A 17,059-nucleotide genomic window follows, 5' to 3' on the forward strand; every position below is an offset into this window, starting at 1 on the left:
GCCTAAAAGACAAGAGTACTTTCATTCAAAAGCTTCAATCCACGAAAGCTATGAATATTATACTAAGGCAGGTATTCTGACTCATTCCCTTTTTTCTCGCCTTCCCATCCCAAAACAGAGGAACAGTGACTTTAAAGAATAGAAAAAAGTTTAAAAGAACTTACAGCTGCGGGACAGTTTTGGATTTTCACCAAATTCCCTTTTAATCTAAAAACTTTTATAAAAGCTTTTAAAACCTTAGAAAGTGCAAATGTATAGTTTTAAGCTAAGCATTTCAAAAAATATTCTTTTATGACAAACTATTTTATATTCTGGCATAATTATAGGATGTATTCTAACTGAAATGTAGGACGTAAATATTTGTCGATATGAAAACACTACAAAGAACGGGATTAGCTGGCGCTGGAAAAGGTAGCGGTGCTAAATTAAACAGAGAAATTGAAGAGGTAAAAAATAGAGTTAGCAAAAGAATAGACAAAAACAGAATAAAAACTAATCTGCTTTACTTCTTTTCAATCACAAGTATTGTTTTATGGATGATTTCTCTTAAAATGCTCCCTTTTGGAGATACTCTGCAATTTCTGTTTGGCGCTATGGTTTTATCAGTAAATGTCCTGATTTTTAAATACACTAAAATTTAAATCAGATATTTATATTTTTGGATTAGTTTTTTAATATTACTGATCCATGTGTCCTTGCGGAAATCAAATAGAATATAGTCGTTGCTGCGAACTTTTCCATAAACATCAATTACCTATTACAGATGCATTAACCTTAATGAAATCCAGATATTCTGCATACGTATACGCTAATGCTGATTATATTCTAAATACCACTCATCCAAATAAAGTACACTTGCATCATAAAAAGGACATATTGAACTGGGCTAAAGCTAATAAGTGGTTAAAGCTGGAAATAATATCCCATAATATTAATACTGTGGAATTTAAGGCTTATTATTTTAACAATAAAATGCAATTAGAGGTACATCACGAAAGATCCAGATTTGAGCAACTTAACAATAAGTGGTATTATCTAGATGCCATCTATTTTTGATTCTTTGCTATCAGATTAAATAAATCGTTAATTTTCTCGTCGTTATTGGCATACATTAACAAGTCTTTATTCTTCCCGTAAAGGTACAACGAAGGGTATTGTTTAGGATGAAACAGAGGAACAAACTCATATTTAGAATCCATTAAAACAGTTACTTTATCGTTATTAAGCATTTTAGGCCCATATGCTGTAAGAAACATTTTTACAGATTTCTCTACATCCATAGAAATTAAAAGCAGGTTGAGTTGTTTCAGCTCGTCGTATCGGGCATTAACCTTTTTCATAGCTTCCTGACAGTGTCCGCATGTAGCATCAAAAAATATAATTAACGTCTGTTTTTTAGGATTTAACTGCTTCTGGCTAAAAGTAGATGAATCGTATTTCATAAACTCAAAATCGGGCAGCTTAGTTGGAGGTTCTTGTCCAAAAAGTGGAACATTCAGAAATAATACAAATAAAAAAACGGATAATGATCTCATAAAAACTAAATATTTTGTGCCATAACAAATCCACTAGCCCATGCCCATTGAAAATTATATCCTCCCAACCATCCAGTAATATCTACACATTCACCACCAAAATATAATCCTTGTATTTTTTTAGACTCCAGTGTTTTAGAAGAAAGTTCATTCGTACTCACTCCTCCCCTCATAACTTCAGCCTTATCATAACCTTTATCGCCAGCAGGCTTTACTTCAAATCTATGAATAAAATCATATATCTTTGTATAATCCGCTTTATTCAGGGATGCCAAATTCTTATCTATAGGCAATATATCTTTTAACGCATCTACAAACTTTCGAGTATAAAAACGCAATAAAAAATTAGATAAATGTTTTTTTCCATTTACAGCCCGTTCCTCCTCTATTAAATCCAGAATGTTAAAATCCGGCAGAAGATTTATCCAAATACATTTACCTTTACGCCAATAAGAAGATATTTGTAGTATAGCAGGTCCACTTAACCCCCAATGGGTAAATAAGATATTTTCCCTAAAACTGATTTGATCATTGCTTACTTCTGCAAAAATCGAATTGCCTGATAGGTTTGCAAACCAAGGTTGTAATTTACCGGTTATAGTCAAAGGTACCAATGCCGGAGCTGTTTCCTCTATTTTCAACCCAAATCCGGCAGCCAGTTTAAGCGCAAAATCAGAAGCCCCTAATTTAGCAACAGGTAAACCACCACTTGTAATCACCACTTTTGGCGATTTTATCTTACCTACCTTTCCCTCTCGTTCATAAATCAATTCAAAAAAATCAGTTTGCTTACTTACAGATACAACATTAGCTTTTAACCAGATCTCTTGTCCCAATTCCTCACAAAGTGTTTCAAATAATCTCACAATATCTTTTGCTTTATCACTTTCGGGAAACAGTTGACCTAATGTTTTTTCTTTTCCTACTATACCATAAGTTTCAAAAAAAGAAATTGTATCATCAACCGTCCATTGTGCTAAAGCTGATTTAAGAAAATGGGAGTTTTCTGTAACAAAATTTTCTTCACTGGTATATATATTAGTATAATTACAACGTCCACCTCCCGAAATTAATATTTTGGCACCTACTTTATCATTTCGCTCCAACACTAAAACTTTCTTTCCAAAAAAACCAGCCTGAACGGCGCACATTAAACCACAGGCACCACCACCTACTATAACTGCATCAAACTCAAATAACATTCTGCAAAAATGGGCTTTTATCTAAAAATTCGGAAATACAAAGTAATGATAGCAGAGAAAGTACTTAGTAGTGAATAACCTGTAGAAAACCGGAGTGGTACGGGAATAACTACAGGAAGATACCAGATATAGTGGAGAATAGGTGGATAAAAGGTGGACTATAGGTGGAGAATAGGTGAAGTTATAGAGTCAGAAATTATTGGATTGCTTTTTTGTATATCCATAAATATAATAATTCTTTAAAAGAATAGCTGATCAAACCGAATTTAATTCTTATTCTGGAAATTGGCATCTACAGAAAAGGAAGTAGTTTCGTTAGAATTGCTCCCAAGTCTGTTAATATGGCTAAGAACAGCCTTAAAAGCAGTCTTAAAAAAGATGGAATAGCTTTTAATAGCTATATTTTCCAATCAAACTTTTCTAAACTCAATTCGGGAAGTCCGGAACAAGCTGTTTTTATATTTCGATACATAAGCTTAATACCTATAAAATGGTTTTGAAGAATTCCAGAATGAGTTTTAAGAAAGTACCTAACCATAAATCAAAAACCTTTTACCCCAAACTCACGTTAATTTAATAAATTTATACTAATTTTGTAGTGCATAAAATGGATGAATATTCACAAATATCAGAATTTGGCAAAGTATTAATTTTCCTTGTTTTAGGAACTCTTTTCGTATGTGCCACAATTTTTCTTAACAAAATTGTTTCCGTAAAAAGACCTAATCCTATCAAAAACAGTTCTTATGAATGTGGCGAAGAAGTAACCGGAAGCTCGTGGATTCAGTTTAACAGCAGATTTTATGTGATAGCATTAGTTTTTTTATTGTTTGATGTAGAAATGATATTTGTTTTTCCCTGGGCTACAGTATTTAGCAATCAGGAACTTATTTCTATTGATAACAGATGGGGCTGGCTCGCCTTTATAGAAATGCTTATTTTTATAGGTATATTACTAATTGGGCTTGTTTATGTTTGGCGTAAGAAAGATTTACGCTGGATAAGACCGTCTGTACCCACTCCCACTGTTGCTACTGCCATACCTTTGGATGCCTATTCTGCCATTAATAATAGCATATACACTCCAGGCAAAAAAGAGACTTCAGACATAACAAATGATATAATAAAGACAAATAATACCACAGATAAACCCAAATTTGTCCCAAGATTCAAGAAAACATCACCATGAGTTTAGAGAAACAATTAGAGAACAATGGCCTGATCGTAACCAAACTCGATGATTTATTAAATTGGGCCCGACTTTCGTCTTTATGGCCATTAAGTTTTGGTTTAGCTTGTTGTGCCATAGAAATGATGGGATCTTATTCTGCAAATTTCGATTTCGACAGATTAGGAGTTTTTCCAAGACCCAGCCCCAGACAGGCTGACGTTATTATTATTGCCGGAACGGTAACTTTTAAAATGGCAGAAAGGATTAAACGCCTTTATGAACAAATGCCTGAACCAAAATACGTAATTTCTATGGGCTCATGCTCTAATTGTGGTGGCCCATACTGGGAACACGGTTATCACGTAGTAAAAGGCGTCGACAGAATTATTCCTGTAGATGTTTATGTTCAGGGGTGTCCACCTCGCCCAGAAGCTTTGATAGGTGCGGTTCTGGAGCTTCAAAAAAAGGTAGAAGGCGAATCATTACTCACTACAGTATAAACTCAATCATACACATTCAAATTTTTTATAACTCTTTACAACAAAACCTGTATTACAAAGGTCGATTGTAAAAAAACAAAAATGAAAACCAATATCACACAAACAAGATTAGGGATTTTAGGTGGAGGGCAACTGGGTAGAATGCTTATCCAGGAAGCTATTAATTTTAATCTATCGGTATCTATATTAGATCCTGACACAGATGCACCATGTAAAAAAATATGCGATTATTTTGAAGTAGGTGCTTTATCTGATTATGAAACTGTCTATAACTTTGGAAAAAAAGTAGACCTGCTGACCATTGAGATTGAAAAAGTCAATGTAGATGCTTTAGAAGCCCTGGAAAAAGAAGGAGTAATTGTTTATCCTCAATCAAGGATTATAAGACTAATTCAGGACAAAGGGTTGCAAAAGCATTTTTTTAAAGAAAATGATATTCCTACCGCAGATTTTCAGCTCATTGCAGATAAAGATCAATTAAAAAATGAAAAAATTGCTATGCCGTTTATCCAAAAACTCAGAAGAGATGGATACGATGGCAAAGGCGTTGTGAAAATTTCATCCGAAGAAGATTACGAAAAAGCTTTTGATGAACCTTCTATAGTTGAAAAACTGGTAGACTTTGAAAAAGAAATATCTGTTATTGTAGCCAGAAACGAAAAAGGTCAGATTAAGACATTCCCTATGGTAGAAATGGACTTCAATCCCGAAGCCAACCTGGTGGAATACCTCATTAGTCCTTCAACTTACCCTTTTGAAATACAACAACAGGCAGAAGAAATTGCAAAAAACGTTGCTGTAAACCTTAATATAGTAGGGTTACTAGCAGTAGAAATGTTTTTGACTACCGATGGAAAGATACTGGTTAATGAAGTAGCTCCACGTCCTCATAACAGCGGACATCAAACAATTGAAGGCAACATGACTTCACAGTTTATGCAGCACATCAGAGCGATACTAAACCTCCCTTTAGGCAATACAGATGCTGTTTCTAATGCCATAATGATTAATTTATTAGGAGAAAAAGACTATGATGGCCCCGCTTTATATAAAGGCCTGAAAGAAGTATTGAAAAAAGAAGGAGTTTATATCCATTTATATGGTAAAAAATTCACCAAGCCTTTTAGAAAAATGGGACATGTTACTATCATAGATAACGATAGGGACAAAGCCATTGAAAAAGCAAAATTTGTAAAAGAAACTTTAAAAGTAATAGCATAATGAACAAGCCTTTAGTAGGTATAATCATGGGCAGCAAATCTGATTTACCCATCATGAAAGATGCCTCTGATTTTTTAGAAGAATTAAATATAGATTTTGAACTTACTGTTGTGTCAGCTCATCGCACACCAGAAAGAATGTTTGAATATGCAACCAGTGCAGCAGAACGTGGACTTAAGGTAATTATTGCCGGAGCTGGCGGAGCTGCCCATTTACCCGGCATGGTAGCTTCATTAACCTCTTTACCTGTTATTGGAGTTCCCGTAAAATCAAGTAATTCTATTGACGGTTGGGACTCTGTACTTTCAATTCTTCAAATGCCTAATGGTATTCCCGTTGCAACGGTAGCTTTAAATGCTGCAAAAAATGCAGGTATACTTGCTGCGCAAATTATAGGATCTGCAGATAAAGAAGTATTTACCAGAGTTGAAGCTTTTAAGAAAGAGTTAAAATCAAAAGTTGAAGAAGCTGCTGAAAGCTTAAAAAGTGAAGGTTTTCCCTGTAGTTTTTAAATAATAAAAACTTTATAAGAAGGGGTTTATTAAAAGGATCTTGTCATCCCGAGCGCAGTCGAGGGATCTCTTTCAGAAGTACTTAGGGAAAGAGATTTCTCTTCGCTGTACTCATCCCAATGACAACGTTTTTATTTTTGACACCCCCCTTTTTAATTCCACTCAGGCCTTTGAGGGAAATTAGCCACATGCGCAAATTTTTGTCCCAAACCAATAATAGATTCTTTCCAAATATCTATATCCAAAGAATCAAATACCATATCGGCATCTATCTTGTCGGAGACAATCCAGCTATTAATTTCCAATTCATCTTGTAATTGTTCGTTATTCCATCCCGAATAGCCCATAAACAATTTTATTTCGTTTTCACTTAAATCACCTTTTACCAGGTGATCAACCAACATTTCGAAACTTCCGCCCCAATAAATATTTTCCCTAACCTCTTCTCCTCCCGTTATTTTTTCGGGGCAGCTATGTAAAAAGTGTAAAGTATCCGGAGATACCGGACCGCCAACATAAATCTGAAAATCACAATCGGGACAATTAGGCATTAAGTCTTTAACCAATAAACCACTTTTCTGATTTAAAATATACCCTACTCGTCCCCCTTCATCATTAGCAACCAACAACACTACAGAGCGTTTAAAATTATCATCTAACATAAAAGGCTCTGCTATCAGAATATTTCCGTTCTCGGGTGTAATTTGACTCAACATATCTTCTCTTCTAAGTTAGTTTCAAGATAACCATTTTTATGATGCTAAAATAACATAAATAAACTTTGAGTTTTGATTTTTATTCTTGATCATTTTGTAAGTTTGTAATGCTATGAGCGATGAAAACATTAATATCAGAAATCTGCGTCAAGATTACAAATCATCATTTTTATTGGAAACAGCTATAGAAACTGATCCGATAAAACAGTTCGACAAATGGTTCAAACATGCTTTAGATGTAAAAATACTGGAACCAAATGCCATGACTTTAGCTACGGTAGATAGCTCTGGTTTTCCAAATGCCAGAATTGTGCTTCTTAAAGAATTTAACCAAAATGGTTTCGTTTTTTTCACGAACTATAATAGTGCTAAAGGACAAAATATATCCTTTAACCCCAATGTTAGCTTGCTGTTTTTTTGGGTTGAACTGGAACGACAGGTAAGAATATACGGAACTGCAGAAAAACTGACCGAAAAAGATTCTGAAGATTATTTTCATTCCAGACCTCATGGCAGCCAATTAGGTGCCCATGCATCTCCTCAGAGTCAGGTCATTCCTAACAGAGAATTTCTGGAAAAAGAATTAAAAAATTTAGAACTAGAATATAATCAGAAAGAAATCCCTAAACCTTTGCATTGGGGAGGATATTTAGTAAAACCTGTTAAAATAGAATTCTGGCAGGGAAGATCGAATCGTTTACACGATCGGATTTTATATACAAAAAATGCTGACGCAAGTTGGAAAATAGAAAGACTGGCTCCATGATTTTTGAAGAAATAAAAAAAGTAATTGCGGATAAATTTGGTAACGAGGTTATAATTGGCGAGGAAAACCAAGGTTTGCAACCCGCTTTAATTATATCGCCGGATAAAATAATTGATATTTGTCTCGAACTACGAGATAATCCCGATACCTGGTTTGATTTTTTATCGTGCCTTAGTGGTATAGATTACGGTGTAGAAGAACAGAAATTTGGGGTAGTTTATCACCTTTCTTCCATTATAAAAAAGCATACCATTGTCTTAAAAGTACAACAACAGAATAACCGAGACGAACAAAACCTTCCTGTTTTTAAGAGCGTGAGTTCTGTATGGAAAACTGCTGATTGGCATGAGCGTGAAGCTTTTGATCTTCTTGGAATATATTTTGAAGGACACCCCGATTTAAGGCGTATCTTATTACCTGATGATTGGGAAGGCTATCCATTAAGAAAGGATTATAAAAATGCCGAAACCTACCATAACATTAAAATCGATTTTTAAGGCAAATATGTATACAGAAGCATTAGAAAGGTATCAGCACAAAATAAAATCGGTTTCTTCCGAAGAAATGGTTCTTAATCTGGGTCCTCAACATCCCAGTACCCACGGAGTTCTCCGCCTGGAACTAATTACAGACGGAGAAATTGTTAAAGAAGTTATCCCTCATTTAGGATATCTCCATCGTTGTTTTGAAAAACATGGTGAAGCTTTAAGCTATAACCAAATAATTCCATATACGGACCGACTGGATTATCTGGCGTCTATGAATAACAACCATGCTTTTGTAATGGGAGTTGAAAAGATGCTGGGTATAGAAAATGATATTCCTAAACGAGTTGAATATATCAGAGTTCTGGTTTGTGAATTAAACAGAATAGCGTCTCACCTGATTGCTATTGGCACTTATGGTATAGACATTGGTGCATTTACTCCTTTTCTTTGGTGTTTTAGAGACAGAGAACATATTATGAATATGTTAGAATGGGCTTCTGGAGCGCGAATGTTATATAATTATATTTGGGTTGGGGGATTATTCTATGATTTGCCTGTAGGTTTTGAAGAAAGATGCAAAGAATTTGTAACCCACTTTAAACCTAAAATGAAGGAGCTAAATGAATTATTAACGCACAATGAAATATTTATTGCCAGAACCACTAATGTTGGTGTACTACCGCTAGATGTTGCTATTAACTTTGGCTGTTCTGGTCCGGTATTAAGAGGTTCGGGGCTAAAATACGATTTGAGACGTGAAGATGAGTATTCTGTATACCCGGAGATTGATTTTGATATTCCTTATTCTAAAGGGGAAATTGGAACTATTGGAGATTGCTGGAATAGATACAAAGTAAGGGTTGATGAAATTGCCGAATCATTAAAAATTGTAGAGCAATGTCTTGAAAAGTTAACAAAAGAATATAAGAGAAGTGCTGACTTTGATCCACGCGCTAAAGCTCCAAAGAAAACAACGCCTAAAGCACAAGACTTCTACATTAGAGCAGAAAACCCAAAAGGTGAATTAGGTTTTTACTTTATTGCAGATGGCAGATCTGACAAACCTTTTAGAATTAAATCCAGAGGTCCAAGCTTTAATAACTTATCTGTACTTCCCGAAATATCAAAGGGCATTATGATCGCTGACTTAGTCGCAATCATAGGCTCTATCGACATCGTTTTAGGCGAAGTTGACAGATAATTTAAAAAGACGAACAGAAAAATACAAAAGCCGATCTAAAAAAGACCGGCTTTTATATTTAGAAACCTATACGTAGGTTTTCATACTCCTGATTTCTTCGTAAAGTTCAATAACTTTCTTTTGAAGGTCAATTACTTCTGAATCTCTTTCTTGGAGCTTTTTAGTAGCAACTTCCAAATCAGAAGCATATTTCACTTCTTGCTCGGGATCATTGTAAGTCAAAAGCTCAACTACAGACATGTCAAACAAAGCGGAGATTTGTTCCAATCTCGAAAGGTTCACATCTGTAATTCCTGTTTCAATTTTTGAAAAAGCAGGAATAGAAATGTCAAGTTGTTTAGACACATCTTCTTGGCTCCATCCTCTCTGATGCCTCAATAATCTAATTTTTTTACCTAGTAATTTCATTTTTAACCAATACTAAATTTTCAATGTGTTTTTTTACGTCAACAGTTAACGTTTTATAAAATTAACGATTTATTTCATTATTTAATATTTTTTTTGATAATGTAACCAAATCGATACCACCAAAATTTCCAGAACTCATTAATAATACATTATTGCAAAGCTTATTATTTGTTAACAAATATCGCTCCAACTTCGTTGCATCGTTAAAGAAAATTATATCATTATTATTAAAAGCCTCCTTAATCTCATTTTCAGAAATACGCTCAACTTTCTTTTTAACTAAATTACTTTCATCAACAAACACTATTGGAACATCGCAATTACTCATGCTATCTTTATATTCTTTCAAAAATGCTTTATTTACACTACTGTACGTATGCAGTTCCAAACATGCTACCAATTTTCTGTCTGCATATTGGCTCTTTACTGCATCTATAGTAGCCTTAAGTTTAGAGGGAGAGTGCGCAAAGTCTTTAAAGACAATACTACAATCATTCTCCGCCAGCTTCTCCAATCTTTTTGCTGCTCCTTTAAAGATCCCTATAGCTTCGTAAAACTGAGTATCAGATAAACCAAGCTCCAAACATACTAACCTCGCAGCATTAAGATTCATTAAATTATGATGTCCAAAAACATTTATTTTTAGATTTTCACTATTATAATTTAAATAGGTGACTCCGGCAATTACCTCAGAGCTTAAAGCTTTATACGGCAAAATTTTAATTTTGTTGCGATTTTTTTGACTTTTTATTATTTCTGTCAACGTATTATCTTCAGCACAAAAAATCAACGTTCCATCTTCCTCAATAGTATCTATAAACTTAGAGAATTGCTCTTTATAAATATCAAATGTTGGAAACACATTAATATGATCCCAAGCCACACCACTGATGACACCTATATTTGCTTTGTATAAATGAAACTTTGGTCTTCTATCAATGGGCGAAGCTAAATACTCATCTCCTTCTATAATAATTACAGGTGCCTCTGATAGCTTCACCATATTGGAAAAACCTTCTAACTGGGCACCTACCAAATAATCGAAATCCAACTGGTGATAATTAAGTACATGCATTATCATAGAGGTAATACTAGTTTTCCCATGACTTCCGCCAACAACTACCCTCTTTTTATTTTTGGATTGTTGATAAACATATTCCGGGTAAGAAAAAACAGGTATACCAAGTTCTTGCGCTTTTAAAAGCTCTGGATTATCTGCTTTAGCATGCATACCTAAAATAATAGCATCCAGCTCTTGGGTTATTTTTTCTGGAAACCATCCTTCATCATCAGGAAGTAAACCCTGCGCCTGCAACCGGGACCGGGAAGGTTCATATATCCCGTCATCAGACCCTGACACCTTAAAACCTTTTAATTTTAGTGCAATAGCCAGATTATGCATTGCTGCACCTCCAATAGCAATAAAATGTACTCTCATCTTATTTTATAAATTTAGCAGATACCCAATCATCATTTAGTTGCTTATGACTTATATAAGATAGCCCATACTTTTCTGCCCCGGCAATTAAAATATCCAGATCAGCCTCATAAAAACCACTTAAAAACAGTTGTCCTCCTTTTTTTAATACTTCTGCATACCTATCTATCTGATCTAAAAGTATATTTCTATTAATGTTGGCTAAAATAATATCATACAGCTTTTCTGGTATTGCTTCTTTTGACCCACAAAAAGCATTTAAATTACTAATATTATTTAGTAAGGCATTTTCCTTTGCACTCAAGTAGCAAACATCATCATAATCTATAGCATCAACTTCTTTTGCACCTAATTTAGAAGCCAGAATTCCTAATATAGCGGTACCACAGCCCATATCTAAAACTTCCTTTTGGTTAACTTCTGTTTCCAGAAGCCATTCTAACATTAAGGTTGTTGTCTGATGATGACCCGTACCAAATGCCATTTTCGGATCAATCACTATTTCATGTTGGTAGCCAGATTTATGGGGATGAAAAGTGGCTCTTATATATACTTTTCCTTTAATATCTAATGGATCAAAATTACTTTCCCACACCTCATTCCAGTTCTTTTGAGGAATAAATTCTTCCTCATAAACAAACTCGAACATCTCTCTAAATACAGCAACACCTTCTTCTATTTCATTGGGCTTATATACCTGTTCTGATATGAATGCATTAAATCCACCCTGTGTTTCCTCAAATGTATCAAATCCAATTTCTGCCAGTGCATTTATTAATAAATCCTGATGAAAATCTTCTGTTGTATTTAGCCGAAATTTTAACTCGTAATAGTTCATGGTTTAAAAAACGAAAGCAAAAAAAAACTTACGATCAGTATCTAACCAATCGTAAGTTTTTGATTTTATAATAAATATAATAATTAATTATTGAATGTTTTAACAATATCTACAAAATCTCTTGATTTTAACGATGCACCTCCAATAAGCCCACCATCAATATCTTTCTGAGCAAATAACTCTGCTGCATTTTTAGGATTACAGCTACCACCGTAAAGTATAGTTGTGTTTTCAGCTACATCGGATCCATATTTTTTTGCTATTTCGGTTCTTATAAATGCGTGAATTTCCTGAGCCTGCTCTGAGGATGCAGTAACACCTGTACCAATAGCCCAAACTGGTTCATAAGCTAACACTAATTTAGAAAAATCATCCGCTGACAAATGAAAAACACCTTCTTCTATCTGAGATTTAATAACTTCAAAATATTTTCCAGACTCTCTTTCTTCTAAAGTTTCTCCAATACAAAAAATAGGCTTTAAATTATTCTGAAGAACAGCATCTGTTTTTTTAGCTAATAAAGCATTATTTTCTCCAAAATACTGACGTCTTTCAGAATGTCCAAGAATAACATACCTAACACCTACCGAGCTCAACATTTCAGAAGATATTTCGCCTGTATACGCTCCTGCAGCTTCCTGGTGTGCATTTTGTGCACCTACAAAAACTTGCTTAGCGTCTTTAGCTAAAGCAGATAAACTGTTGAGATGAATGTACGGAGCACAAACTACAACAATTTGTTCGCCTCTAACTTCATCTTTAACCATATTTAATACTTCAGAAAACAAACTTAAACCATCGTTATAGTTTTTATTCATTTTCCAGTTTCCTGCTACGATTTTTTTTCTCATTTTAAAACCTTCTTAATTTTTCTGTATAATTATATATATAAGCAAATATATCTTTTTCTACGTCATCAAACAGCCTTCCTTTTCTTTCATACGCTAATTTTGCTGTTTCTATAGCTTTATTTAACGCATAATGTTCAAATCCGTGTGCACCTCCCCAGGCAAAATCAGGTATAAACACTCTGGGGAAACCAGCTCCAAAAATATTAGCACTTACACCCACCACAGTACCTGTATTAAACATAGTATTAATTCCACACTTAGAATGGTCCCCCATAATAAGTCCACAAAATTGAAGTCCCGTTTTTCTGAATCTTTCTTTAGTGTAATCCCAAATTTTCACTTCGGCATAATTGTTCTTCATATTTGAATTATTGGAATCTGCACCAAAATTACACCACTCTCCCACCACCGCATTTCCCAAATATCCATCATGCCCTTTAGAAGAATATCCAAAAATAACCGCATTGTTAATCTCTCCTCCAACTCTTGACATAGGTCCTATGGTTGTTCCTCCATATACGCGAGTCCCCATTTTCACCTGAGAATCATGACACAGGGCTATTCCTCCACGCAGATTACTCCCCTCCCATACCTGAGCGTTTTTGCCTAAATAAATAGGTCCGTTTTTAGTATTAAAGTTAGAGCATTCCGCCTCCACCCCTTCTTCAATAAAAATACGGTCACCAATAAGCGTATTAGTATTACTTAACTTAGCCGATTGCCTGCCTTTCGTCAACAATTCAAAATCGGTTTCTATTTGTTGATGGTTTTTCGAAAATATATCCTCCGGAAAAGTAAGTTTATTAAGTTCTCCTGTATAATCAACCGTTTTAGCATCTTTCAAAATTTCTCCATTAAATAATGCCGCATTGGCCTGGCTTAACTTTGCAGCCAGTAACACCCCTTCTTTGGTTAAAAAATCACCATCTTCCAAACTATTTATTACAGCAAGCAATTGCTCGTTAGGCAAAAGACTACCATTAATAAACAAATTCTGTTCTGCTATTGTATATGGATATTTTTTCTGCAAATAAGACTCAGTCTTAAAACCTGTATTTCCTTCAAAATAGGCTTCCCATTTTTCAGATATTTTTAATATACCTATTCTAATGTCAGCCGTTGGCCTGGTTAAAGTCAGCGGAAATAAGGTATAACGGGATTCATCATCAAAAAGAATGACATTCATAGTGCAAAAAAACAAAAAAAGTCCCGACTTGCAAGTCGGGACTTAAAAAATATCTTTCTTTATTATACTTATTTTTTTGCGTAACGGTTTCTGAATTTGTCAATACGTCCTGCAGTATCAACCAATTTCATCTTACCAGTGTAAAATGGGTGTGAAGTATGAGAAATCTCTAACTTAACCAGAGGATACTCGTTGCCATCCTCCCATTTAATTGTTTCTTTTGTTTCAATACAAGACTTTGTTATAAAAGCATACTCGTTTGATAAGTCTTTAAAAACAACTAGTCTATAGTTTGATGGGTGCAAATCTTTTTTCATTATATTCCTGTTACTTTCAATCTCTGTTTTTAGAGGCGCAAATATATCAAATATTTATCTTTCTTTCCAAAAATCTAAAATTATTTTATGCAATAAACTCAAATACTTAATAATTCACTATCCAGACAGCATAAAAACACCTATCTAAAACACAGTAAAATTGCTTTAGAATGACGGTAAACCTATATCTATATAGATTATATATATATCCTTTCAATACTATTTTTCTTATCTTTGTAAAGATTATTAGTTAATATTAAGATGTTAAAAACCCCGATATATTTAGACAATAACGCTACAACTCCAATGGACCCGAGAGTATTGGAGGCTATGTTACCTTATTTTACCGACAAATTTGGTAATGCAGCAAGTAGAAACCATGCATTTGGCTGGGCTGCAGAAGAAGCTGTGGATTATGCCAGAGAACAAGTTGCCCTACTTATTGGTGCTAGTGAAAAAGAAATTATCTTTACCTCTGGTGCTACAGAATCAGACAACCTTGCACTAAAAGGTGTTTTTGAGATGTATAAAGAAAAGGGAAACCATATTATTACAGTAAACACAGAGCACAAAGCTGTTCTGGATCCTTGTAAACATCTAGAGAAATTTGGTGCAGAAGTTACCTATCTTGAAGTAGAAAGCAATGGTCTTTTAGATCTGCAAAAACTTGAAGCAGCAATGACACCAAAAACAATTTTAGTTGCTGTAATGTACGGAAACAATGAAATAGGTGTAATCCAACCTATCAAAGAAATATCTGCTATAGCACATAAACATGGAGCTTTATTCTTTACAGATGCTACTCAGGCTGTAGGTAAAATCCCTGTTGATGTAAATAAAGATGGTATAGATTTATTAGCGCTTTCTGCACATAAAATGTACGGTCCTAAAGGTGTGGGTGCTTTATATGTAAGGAGAAAAGGTCCAAGAGTGAAAGTTACGTCACAAATGGATGGCGGTGGTCACGAAAGAGGCATGCGCTCTGGAACATTAAATGTACCAAGTATTGTAGGTTTAGGAAAAGCTTGCGAACTATGCCGTTTAGAAATGGAATCTGAAGCGATCAGACTATCTGCTTTACGTGATAAGTTAGAAAAAAGTCTTTTAGAACTAGAAGAGTCTTATGTTAATGGAAGTACAGAACACAGACTTCCGCATGTAACAAATATTTCCTTTAAATATGTTGAAGGTGAAGGTTTAATGATGGCGATGAAAGATATGGCTGTTTCTTCAGGATCTGCTTGTACTTCTGCTTCTTTAGAGCCTTCTTATGTACTAAAGAACCTAGGGTTGTCTGACGATTTAGCACATTCTTCTATTCGTTTTGGCTTAGGCAGATTTACCACAGCAGAAGAAGTTGATTTTGCTATCGAAAACACTAAAAAGGCAGTAAATCACCTCAGAGAATTGTCACCTTTGTGGGAAATGTTTAAAGAAGGCATAGATCTTGATTCTATAGAGTGGGCAGAACACTAAGATAAAATTAGAAATAGTGAGTTTACAAATTACGATTAGGAAGCTCACTATCGTAAAAATAATTTGATAACCGATTTTAGAAAATCGTAAGTCTAAAATCTAAATTCAGAACAAAATGGCTTATTCAGATAAAGTAATCGATCATTACAGCAACCCAAGAAATGTGGGTACTTTAGATAAAAGCAAAAAAAATGTAGGTACCGGACTGGTAGGTGCACCAGAGTGTGGTGACGTTATGCGTTTACAAATTGAAGTTGACGACAACAACGTTATTACAGATGCTAAATTTAAAACTTTTGGCTGTGGCTCTGCAATCGCTTCTTCTTCTTTAGCTACAGAATGGTTAAAAGGAAAAACCATAGATGAAGCTGTTTCAATTGACAATATGGATATTGTAGAAGAATTAGCTTTACCACCTGTAAAAATCCACTGCTCGGTTTTAGCAGAAGATGCTATTAAATCTGCAATTAACGATTTTCGCGTAAAAAATGGATTACCAGCTTTAGAGTTGGAAAAATCACATCACTAGTATATTTTTCAGATAGGATAAACAAAATCGTATCTAATAATATCTAGGTATTAAAATCTAAAAAAATGGTTACAATTACAGAGAAAGCAAAAACAAAAATAGGTGAATTAATGAAAGATGCAAATCTTGATAATTCATACTTTTTAAGGGTATCTGTAAAAGGTGGTGGTTGTTCCGGACTATCCTATAACATGGATTTTGACAACGAACCCCATACAGGTGATCAAAATTTTGAGGATAATGGAATAAAGATTGTCCTTGACATGAAATCTTTTCTTTATTTGGCCGGAACAGAATTGGATTATTCTGACGGACTAAATGGAAAAGGTTTTAATTTCATCAATCCTAATGCAAGCAGAACTTGCGGATGTGGTGAGAGTTTCTCTGTATAAACACCACTGAAGATGATATAAAAAGGGGAATTTTGTTAAAAAACAAAATTCCCCTTTTTATTTACTTGGCCCCTACACACTTCTTGTTAATTACAGGATATTTTCTCACCAAACAAAGGAAAGGTAATTTTGATACAACTCTAATCAGAAATTACGGATTGTATACGGGCAATAACAAATAAAATTCCAAACTTAGATTTTTAAAATTGTTATTTAGATAATTAACTCGTAACAAACCACACCTTATAATCGTTAATCTTAATAAACAAAACACTTTCAATAATTTAGCATATTGAAAGTAAATTAAGTATT

Annotated in this window: 21 protein-coding genes and 1 riboswitch; of the genes, 12 read left to right on the forward strand and 9 right to left on the reverse strand. The window is 34.3% G+C overall.

Features of this window, described 5'->3' with window-relative positions:
• Positions 1-49: 49 nt before the first annotated feature.
• A riboswitch (cobalamin riboswitch) is annotated at positions 50-255 on the reverse strand.
• 113 nt (positions 256-368) lie between these two features.
• Together ACFSAH_RS18795 and ACFSAH_RS18800 are read left to right on the forward strand one after the other, a co-directional pair.
• Complete coding sequence (locus tag ACFSAH_RS18795) at positions 369-641, forward strand: hypothetical protein (protein WP_379664248.1); 273 nt, start codon at positions 369-371, stop codon at positions 639-641.
• 46 nt (positions 642-687) lie between these two features.
• A complete protein-coding gene (locus tag ACFSAH_RS18800; RefSeq protein WP_379664249.1) occupies positions 688-1,056 on the forward strand; it encodes a YchJ family protein in 369 nt (122 codons plus the stop codon).
• Here ACFSAH_RS18800 and ACFSAH_RS18805 read toward each other — a convergent pair.
• Positions 1,047-1,535, reverse strand: a complete 489-nt coding sequence (locus tag ACFSAH_RS18805; RefSeq protein WP_379664250.1) for a TlpA family protein disulfide reductase — start codon at positions 1,533-1,535, stop codon at positions 1,047-1,049. The two genes, ACFSAH_RS18800 and ACFSAH_RS18805, sit on opposite strands and share 10 nt — an antisense overlap.
• A 5-nt stretch (positions 1,536-1,540) precedes the next feature.
• Complete coding sequence (locus tag ACFSAH_RS18810) at positions 1,541-2,737, reverse strand: BaiN/RdsA family NAD(P)/FAD-dependent oxidoreductase (RefSeq protein ID WP_379664251.1); 1,197 nt, start codon at positions 2,735-2,737, stop codon at positions 1,541-1,543.
• Positions 2,738-3,344: 607 nt separating this feature from the next.
• Between ACFSAH_RS18810 and ACFSAH_RS18815 the strand changes: the two genes are divergently transcribed.
• The 4 genes from ACFSAH_RS18815 to purE all read left to right on the forward strand — a co-directional run bounded on the left by ACFSAH_RS18815 (position 3,345) and on the right by purE (position 6,141).
• Complete coding sequence (locus ACFSAH_RS18815; RefSeq protein ID WP_379664252.1) at positions 3,345-3,926, forward strand: NADH-quinone oxidoreductase subunit A; 582 nt, start codon at positions 3,345-3,347, stop codon at positions 3,924-3,926.
• On the forward strand, positions 3,923-4,408 hold the full coding sequence (locus tag ACFSAH_RS18820; protein ID WP_379664253.1) for an NADH-quinone oxidoreductase subunit B: 486 nt from the start codon (positions 3,923-3,925) through the stop codon (positions 4,406-4,408). Before ACFSAH_RS18815 ends, ACFSAH_RS18820 begins: the two co-directional genes overlap by 4 nt.
• 81 nt (positions 4,409-4,489) lie before the next feature.
• Positions 4,490-5,629, forward strand: coding sequence for a 5-(carboxyamino)imidazole ribonucleotide synthase (locus ACFSAH_RS18825; RefSeq protein ID WP_379664254.1), 1,140 nt, complete (start codon positions 4,490-4,492; stop codon positions 5,627-5,629).
• On the forward strand, positions 5,629-6,141 hold the full coding sequence (purE, locus tag ACFSAH_RS18830) for a 5-(carboxyamino)imidazole ribonucleotide mutase (protein ID WP_379664255.1): 513 nt from the start codon (positions 5,629-5,631) through the stop codon (positions 6,139-6,141). Before ACFSAH_RS18825 ends, purE begins: the two co-directional genes overlap by 1 nt.
• A 152-nt stretch (positions 6,142-6,293) precedes the next feature.
• On the opposite strand, the gene ACFSAH_RS18835 is transcribed toward purE, so the two are convergent.
• Entirely contained in the window at positions 6,294-6,857 is a 564-nt protein-coding gene (locus tag ACFSAH_RS18835; protein ID WP_379664256.1) for a YqgE/AlgH family protein, read from the reverse strand.
• 112 nt (positions 6,858-6,969) lie between these two features.
• On the opposite strand from ACFSAH_RS18835, the gene pdxH reads away from it, so the two are divergent.
• The 3 genes from pdxH to ACFSAH_RS18850 are packed head-to-tail and all read left to right on the forward strand — an operon-like array spanning position 6,970 to position 9,312.
• Positions 6,970-7,623, forward strand: a complete 654-nt coding sequence (gene pdxH, locus ACFSAH_RS18840; protein ID WP_379664257.1) for a pyridoxamine 5'-phosphate oxidase — start codon at positions 6,970-6,972, stop codon at positions 7,621-7,623.
• Entirely contained in the window at positions 7,620-8,120 is a 501-nt protein-coding gene (locus ACFSAH_RS18845; protein WP_379664258.1) for an NADH-quinone oxidoreductase subunit C, read from the forward strand. The genes pdxH and ACFSAH_RS18845 overlap by 4 nt, the downstream gene beginning before the upstream one ends.
• A gap of 7 nt (positions 8,121-8,127) precedes the next feature.
• Positions 8,128-9,312: an NADH-quinone oxidoreductase subunit D gene (locus ACFSAH_RS18850; protein WP_379664259.1), complete on the forward strand. Its 1,185-nt coding sequence runs from the start codon at positions 8,128-8,130 to the stop codon at positions 9,310-9,312.
• 66 nt (positions 9,313-9,378) lie between these two features.
• Here ACFSAH_RS18850 and ACFSAH_RS18855 read toward each other — a convergent pair whose 3' ends face one another.
• The 6 genes from ACFSAH_RS18855 to ACFSAH_RS18880 form a co-directional block, all read right to left on the reverse strand.
• Positions 9,379-9,720, reverse strand: a complete 342-nt coding sequence (locus ACFSAH_RS18855; protein ID WP_379664260.1) for a helix-turn-helix domain-containing protein — start codon at positions 9,718-9,720, stop codon at positions 9,379-9,381.
• Between the two features lie 61 nt (positions 9,721-9,781).
• The gene (locus ACFSAH_RS18860; protein WP_379664261.1) at positions 9,782-11,158 is read right to left on the reverse strand and encodes a UDP-N-acetylmuramate--L-alanine ligase; all 1,377 of its coding nucleotides are present in this window, start codon (positions 11,156-11,158) and stop codon (positions 9,782-9,784) included.
• A gap of 1 nt (position 11,159) precedes the next feature.
• On the reverse strand, positions 11,160-11,996 hold the full coding sequence (prmA, locus tag ACFSAH_RS18865) for a 50S ribosomal protein L11 methyltransferase (RefSeq protein WP_379664262.1): 837 nt from the start codon (positions 11,994-11,996) through the stop codon (positions 11,160-11,162).
• 83 nt (positions 11,997-12,079) lie between these two features.
• Positions 12,080-12,847: a triose-phosphate isomerase gene (gene tpiA / locus ACFSAH_RS18870; RefSeq protein WP_379664263.1), complete on the reverse strand. Its 768-nt coding sequence runs from the start codon at positions 12,845-12,847 to the stop codon at positions 12,080-12,082.
• Between the two features lies 1 nt (position 12,848).
• Positions 12,849-14,033 carry a GlmU family protein gene (locus ACFSAH_RS18875; protein WP_379664264.1) on the reverse strand — a complete coding sequence of 395 codons (1,185 nt, stop codon included), beginning with the start codon at positions 14,031-14,033 and terminating at the stop codon, positions 12,849-12,851.
• 68 nt (positions 14,034-14,101) lie between these two features.
• A complete protein-coding gene (locus tag ACFSAH_RS18880; protein ID WP_379664265.1) occupies positions 14,102-14,350 on the reverse strand; it encodes a type B 50S ribosomal protein L31 in 249 nt (82 codons plus the stop codon).
• A 261-nt stretch (positions 14,351-14,611) separates the two neighbouring features.
• Between ACFSAH_RS18880 and ACFSAH_RS18885 the strand changes: the two genes are divergently transcribed.
• The 3 genes from ACFSAH_RS18885 (at position 14,612) to ACFSAH_RS18895 (ending at position 16,747) form a co-directional block, all read left to right on the forward strand.
• Positions 14,612-15,826 carry an IscS subfamily cysteine desulfurase gene (locus tag ACFSAH_RS18885; RefSeq protein WP_379664266.1) on the forward strand — a complete coding sequence of 405 codons (1,215 nt, stop codon included), beginning with the start codon at positions 14,612-14,614 and terminating at the stop codon, positions 15,824-15,826.
• Between the two features lie 115 nt (positions 15,827-15,941).
• Positions 15,942-16,355 carry a Fe-S cluster assembly scaffold IscU gene (gene iscU / locus ACFSAH_RS18890; RefSeq protein WP_379664267.1) on the forward strand — a complete coding sequence of 138 codons (414 nt, stop codon included), beginning with the start codon at positions 15,942-15,944 and terminating at the stop codon, positions 16,353-16,355.
• 65 nt (positions 16,356-16,420) lie between these two features.
• A complete protein-coding gene (locus ACFSAH_RS18895; RefSeq protein WP_379664268.1) occupies positions 16,421-16,747 on the forward strand; it encodes a HesB/IscA family protein in 327 nt (108 codons plus the stop codon).
• The last annotated feature ends 312 nt before the right edge of the window (positions 16,748-17,059 follow it).

Origin of the sequence: Pseudopedobacter beijingensis (assembly GCF_042678145.1) — a bacterium.
Classification (GTDB): Bacteria; Bacteroidota; Bacteroidia; order Sphingobacteriales; family Sphingobacteriaceae; genus Pseudopedobacter; species Pseudopedobacter beijingensis.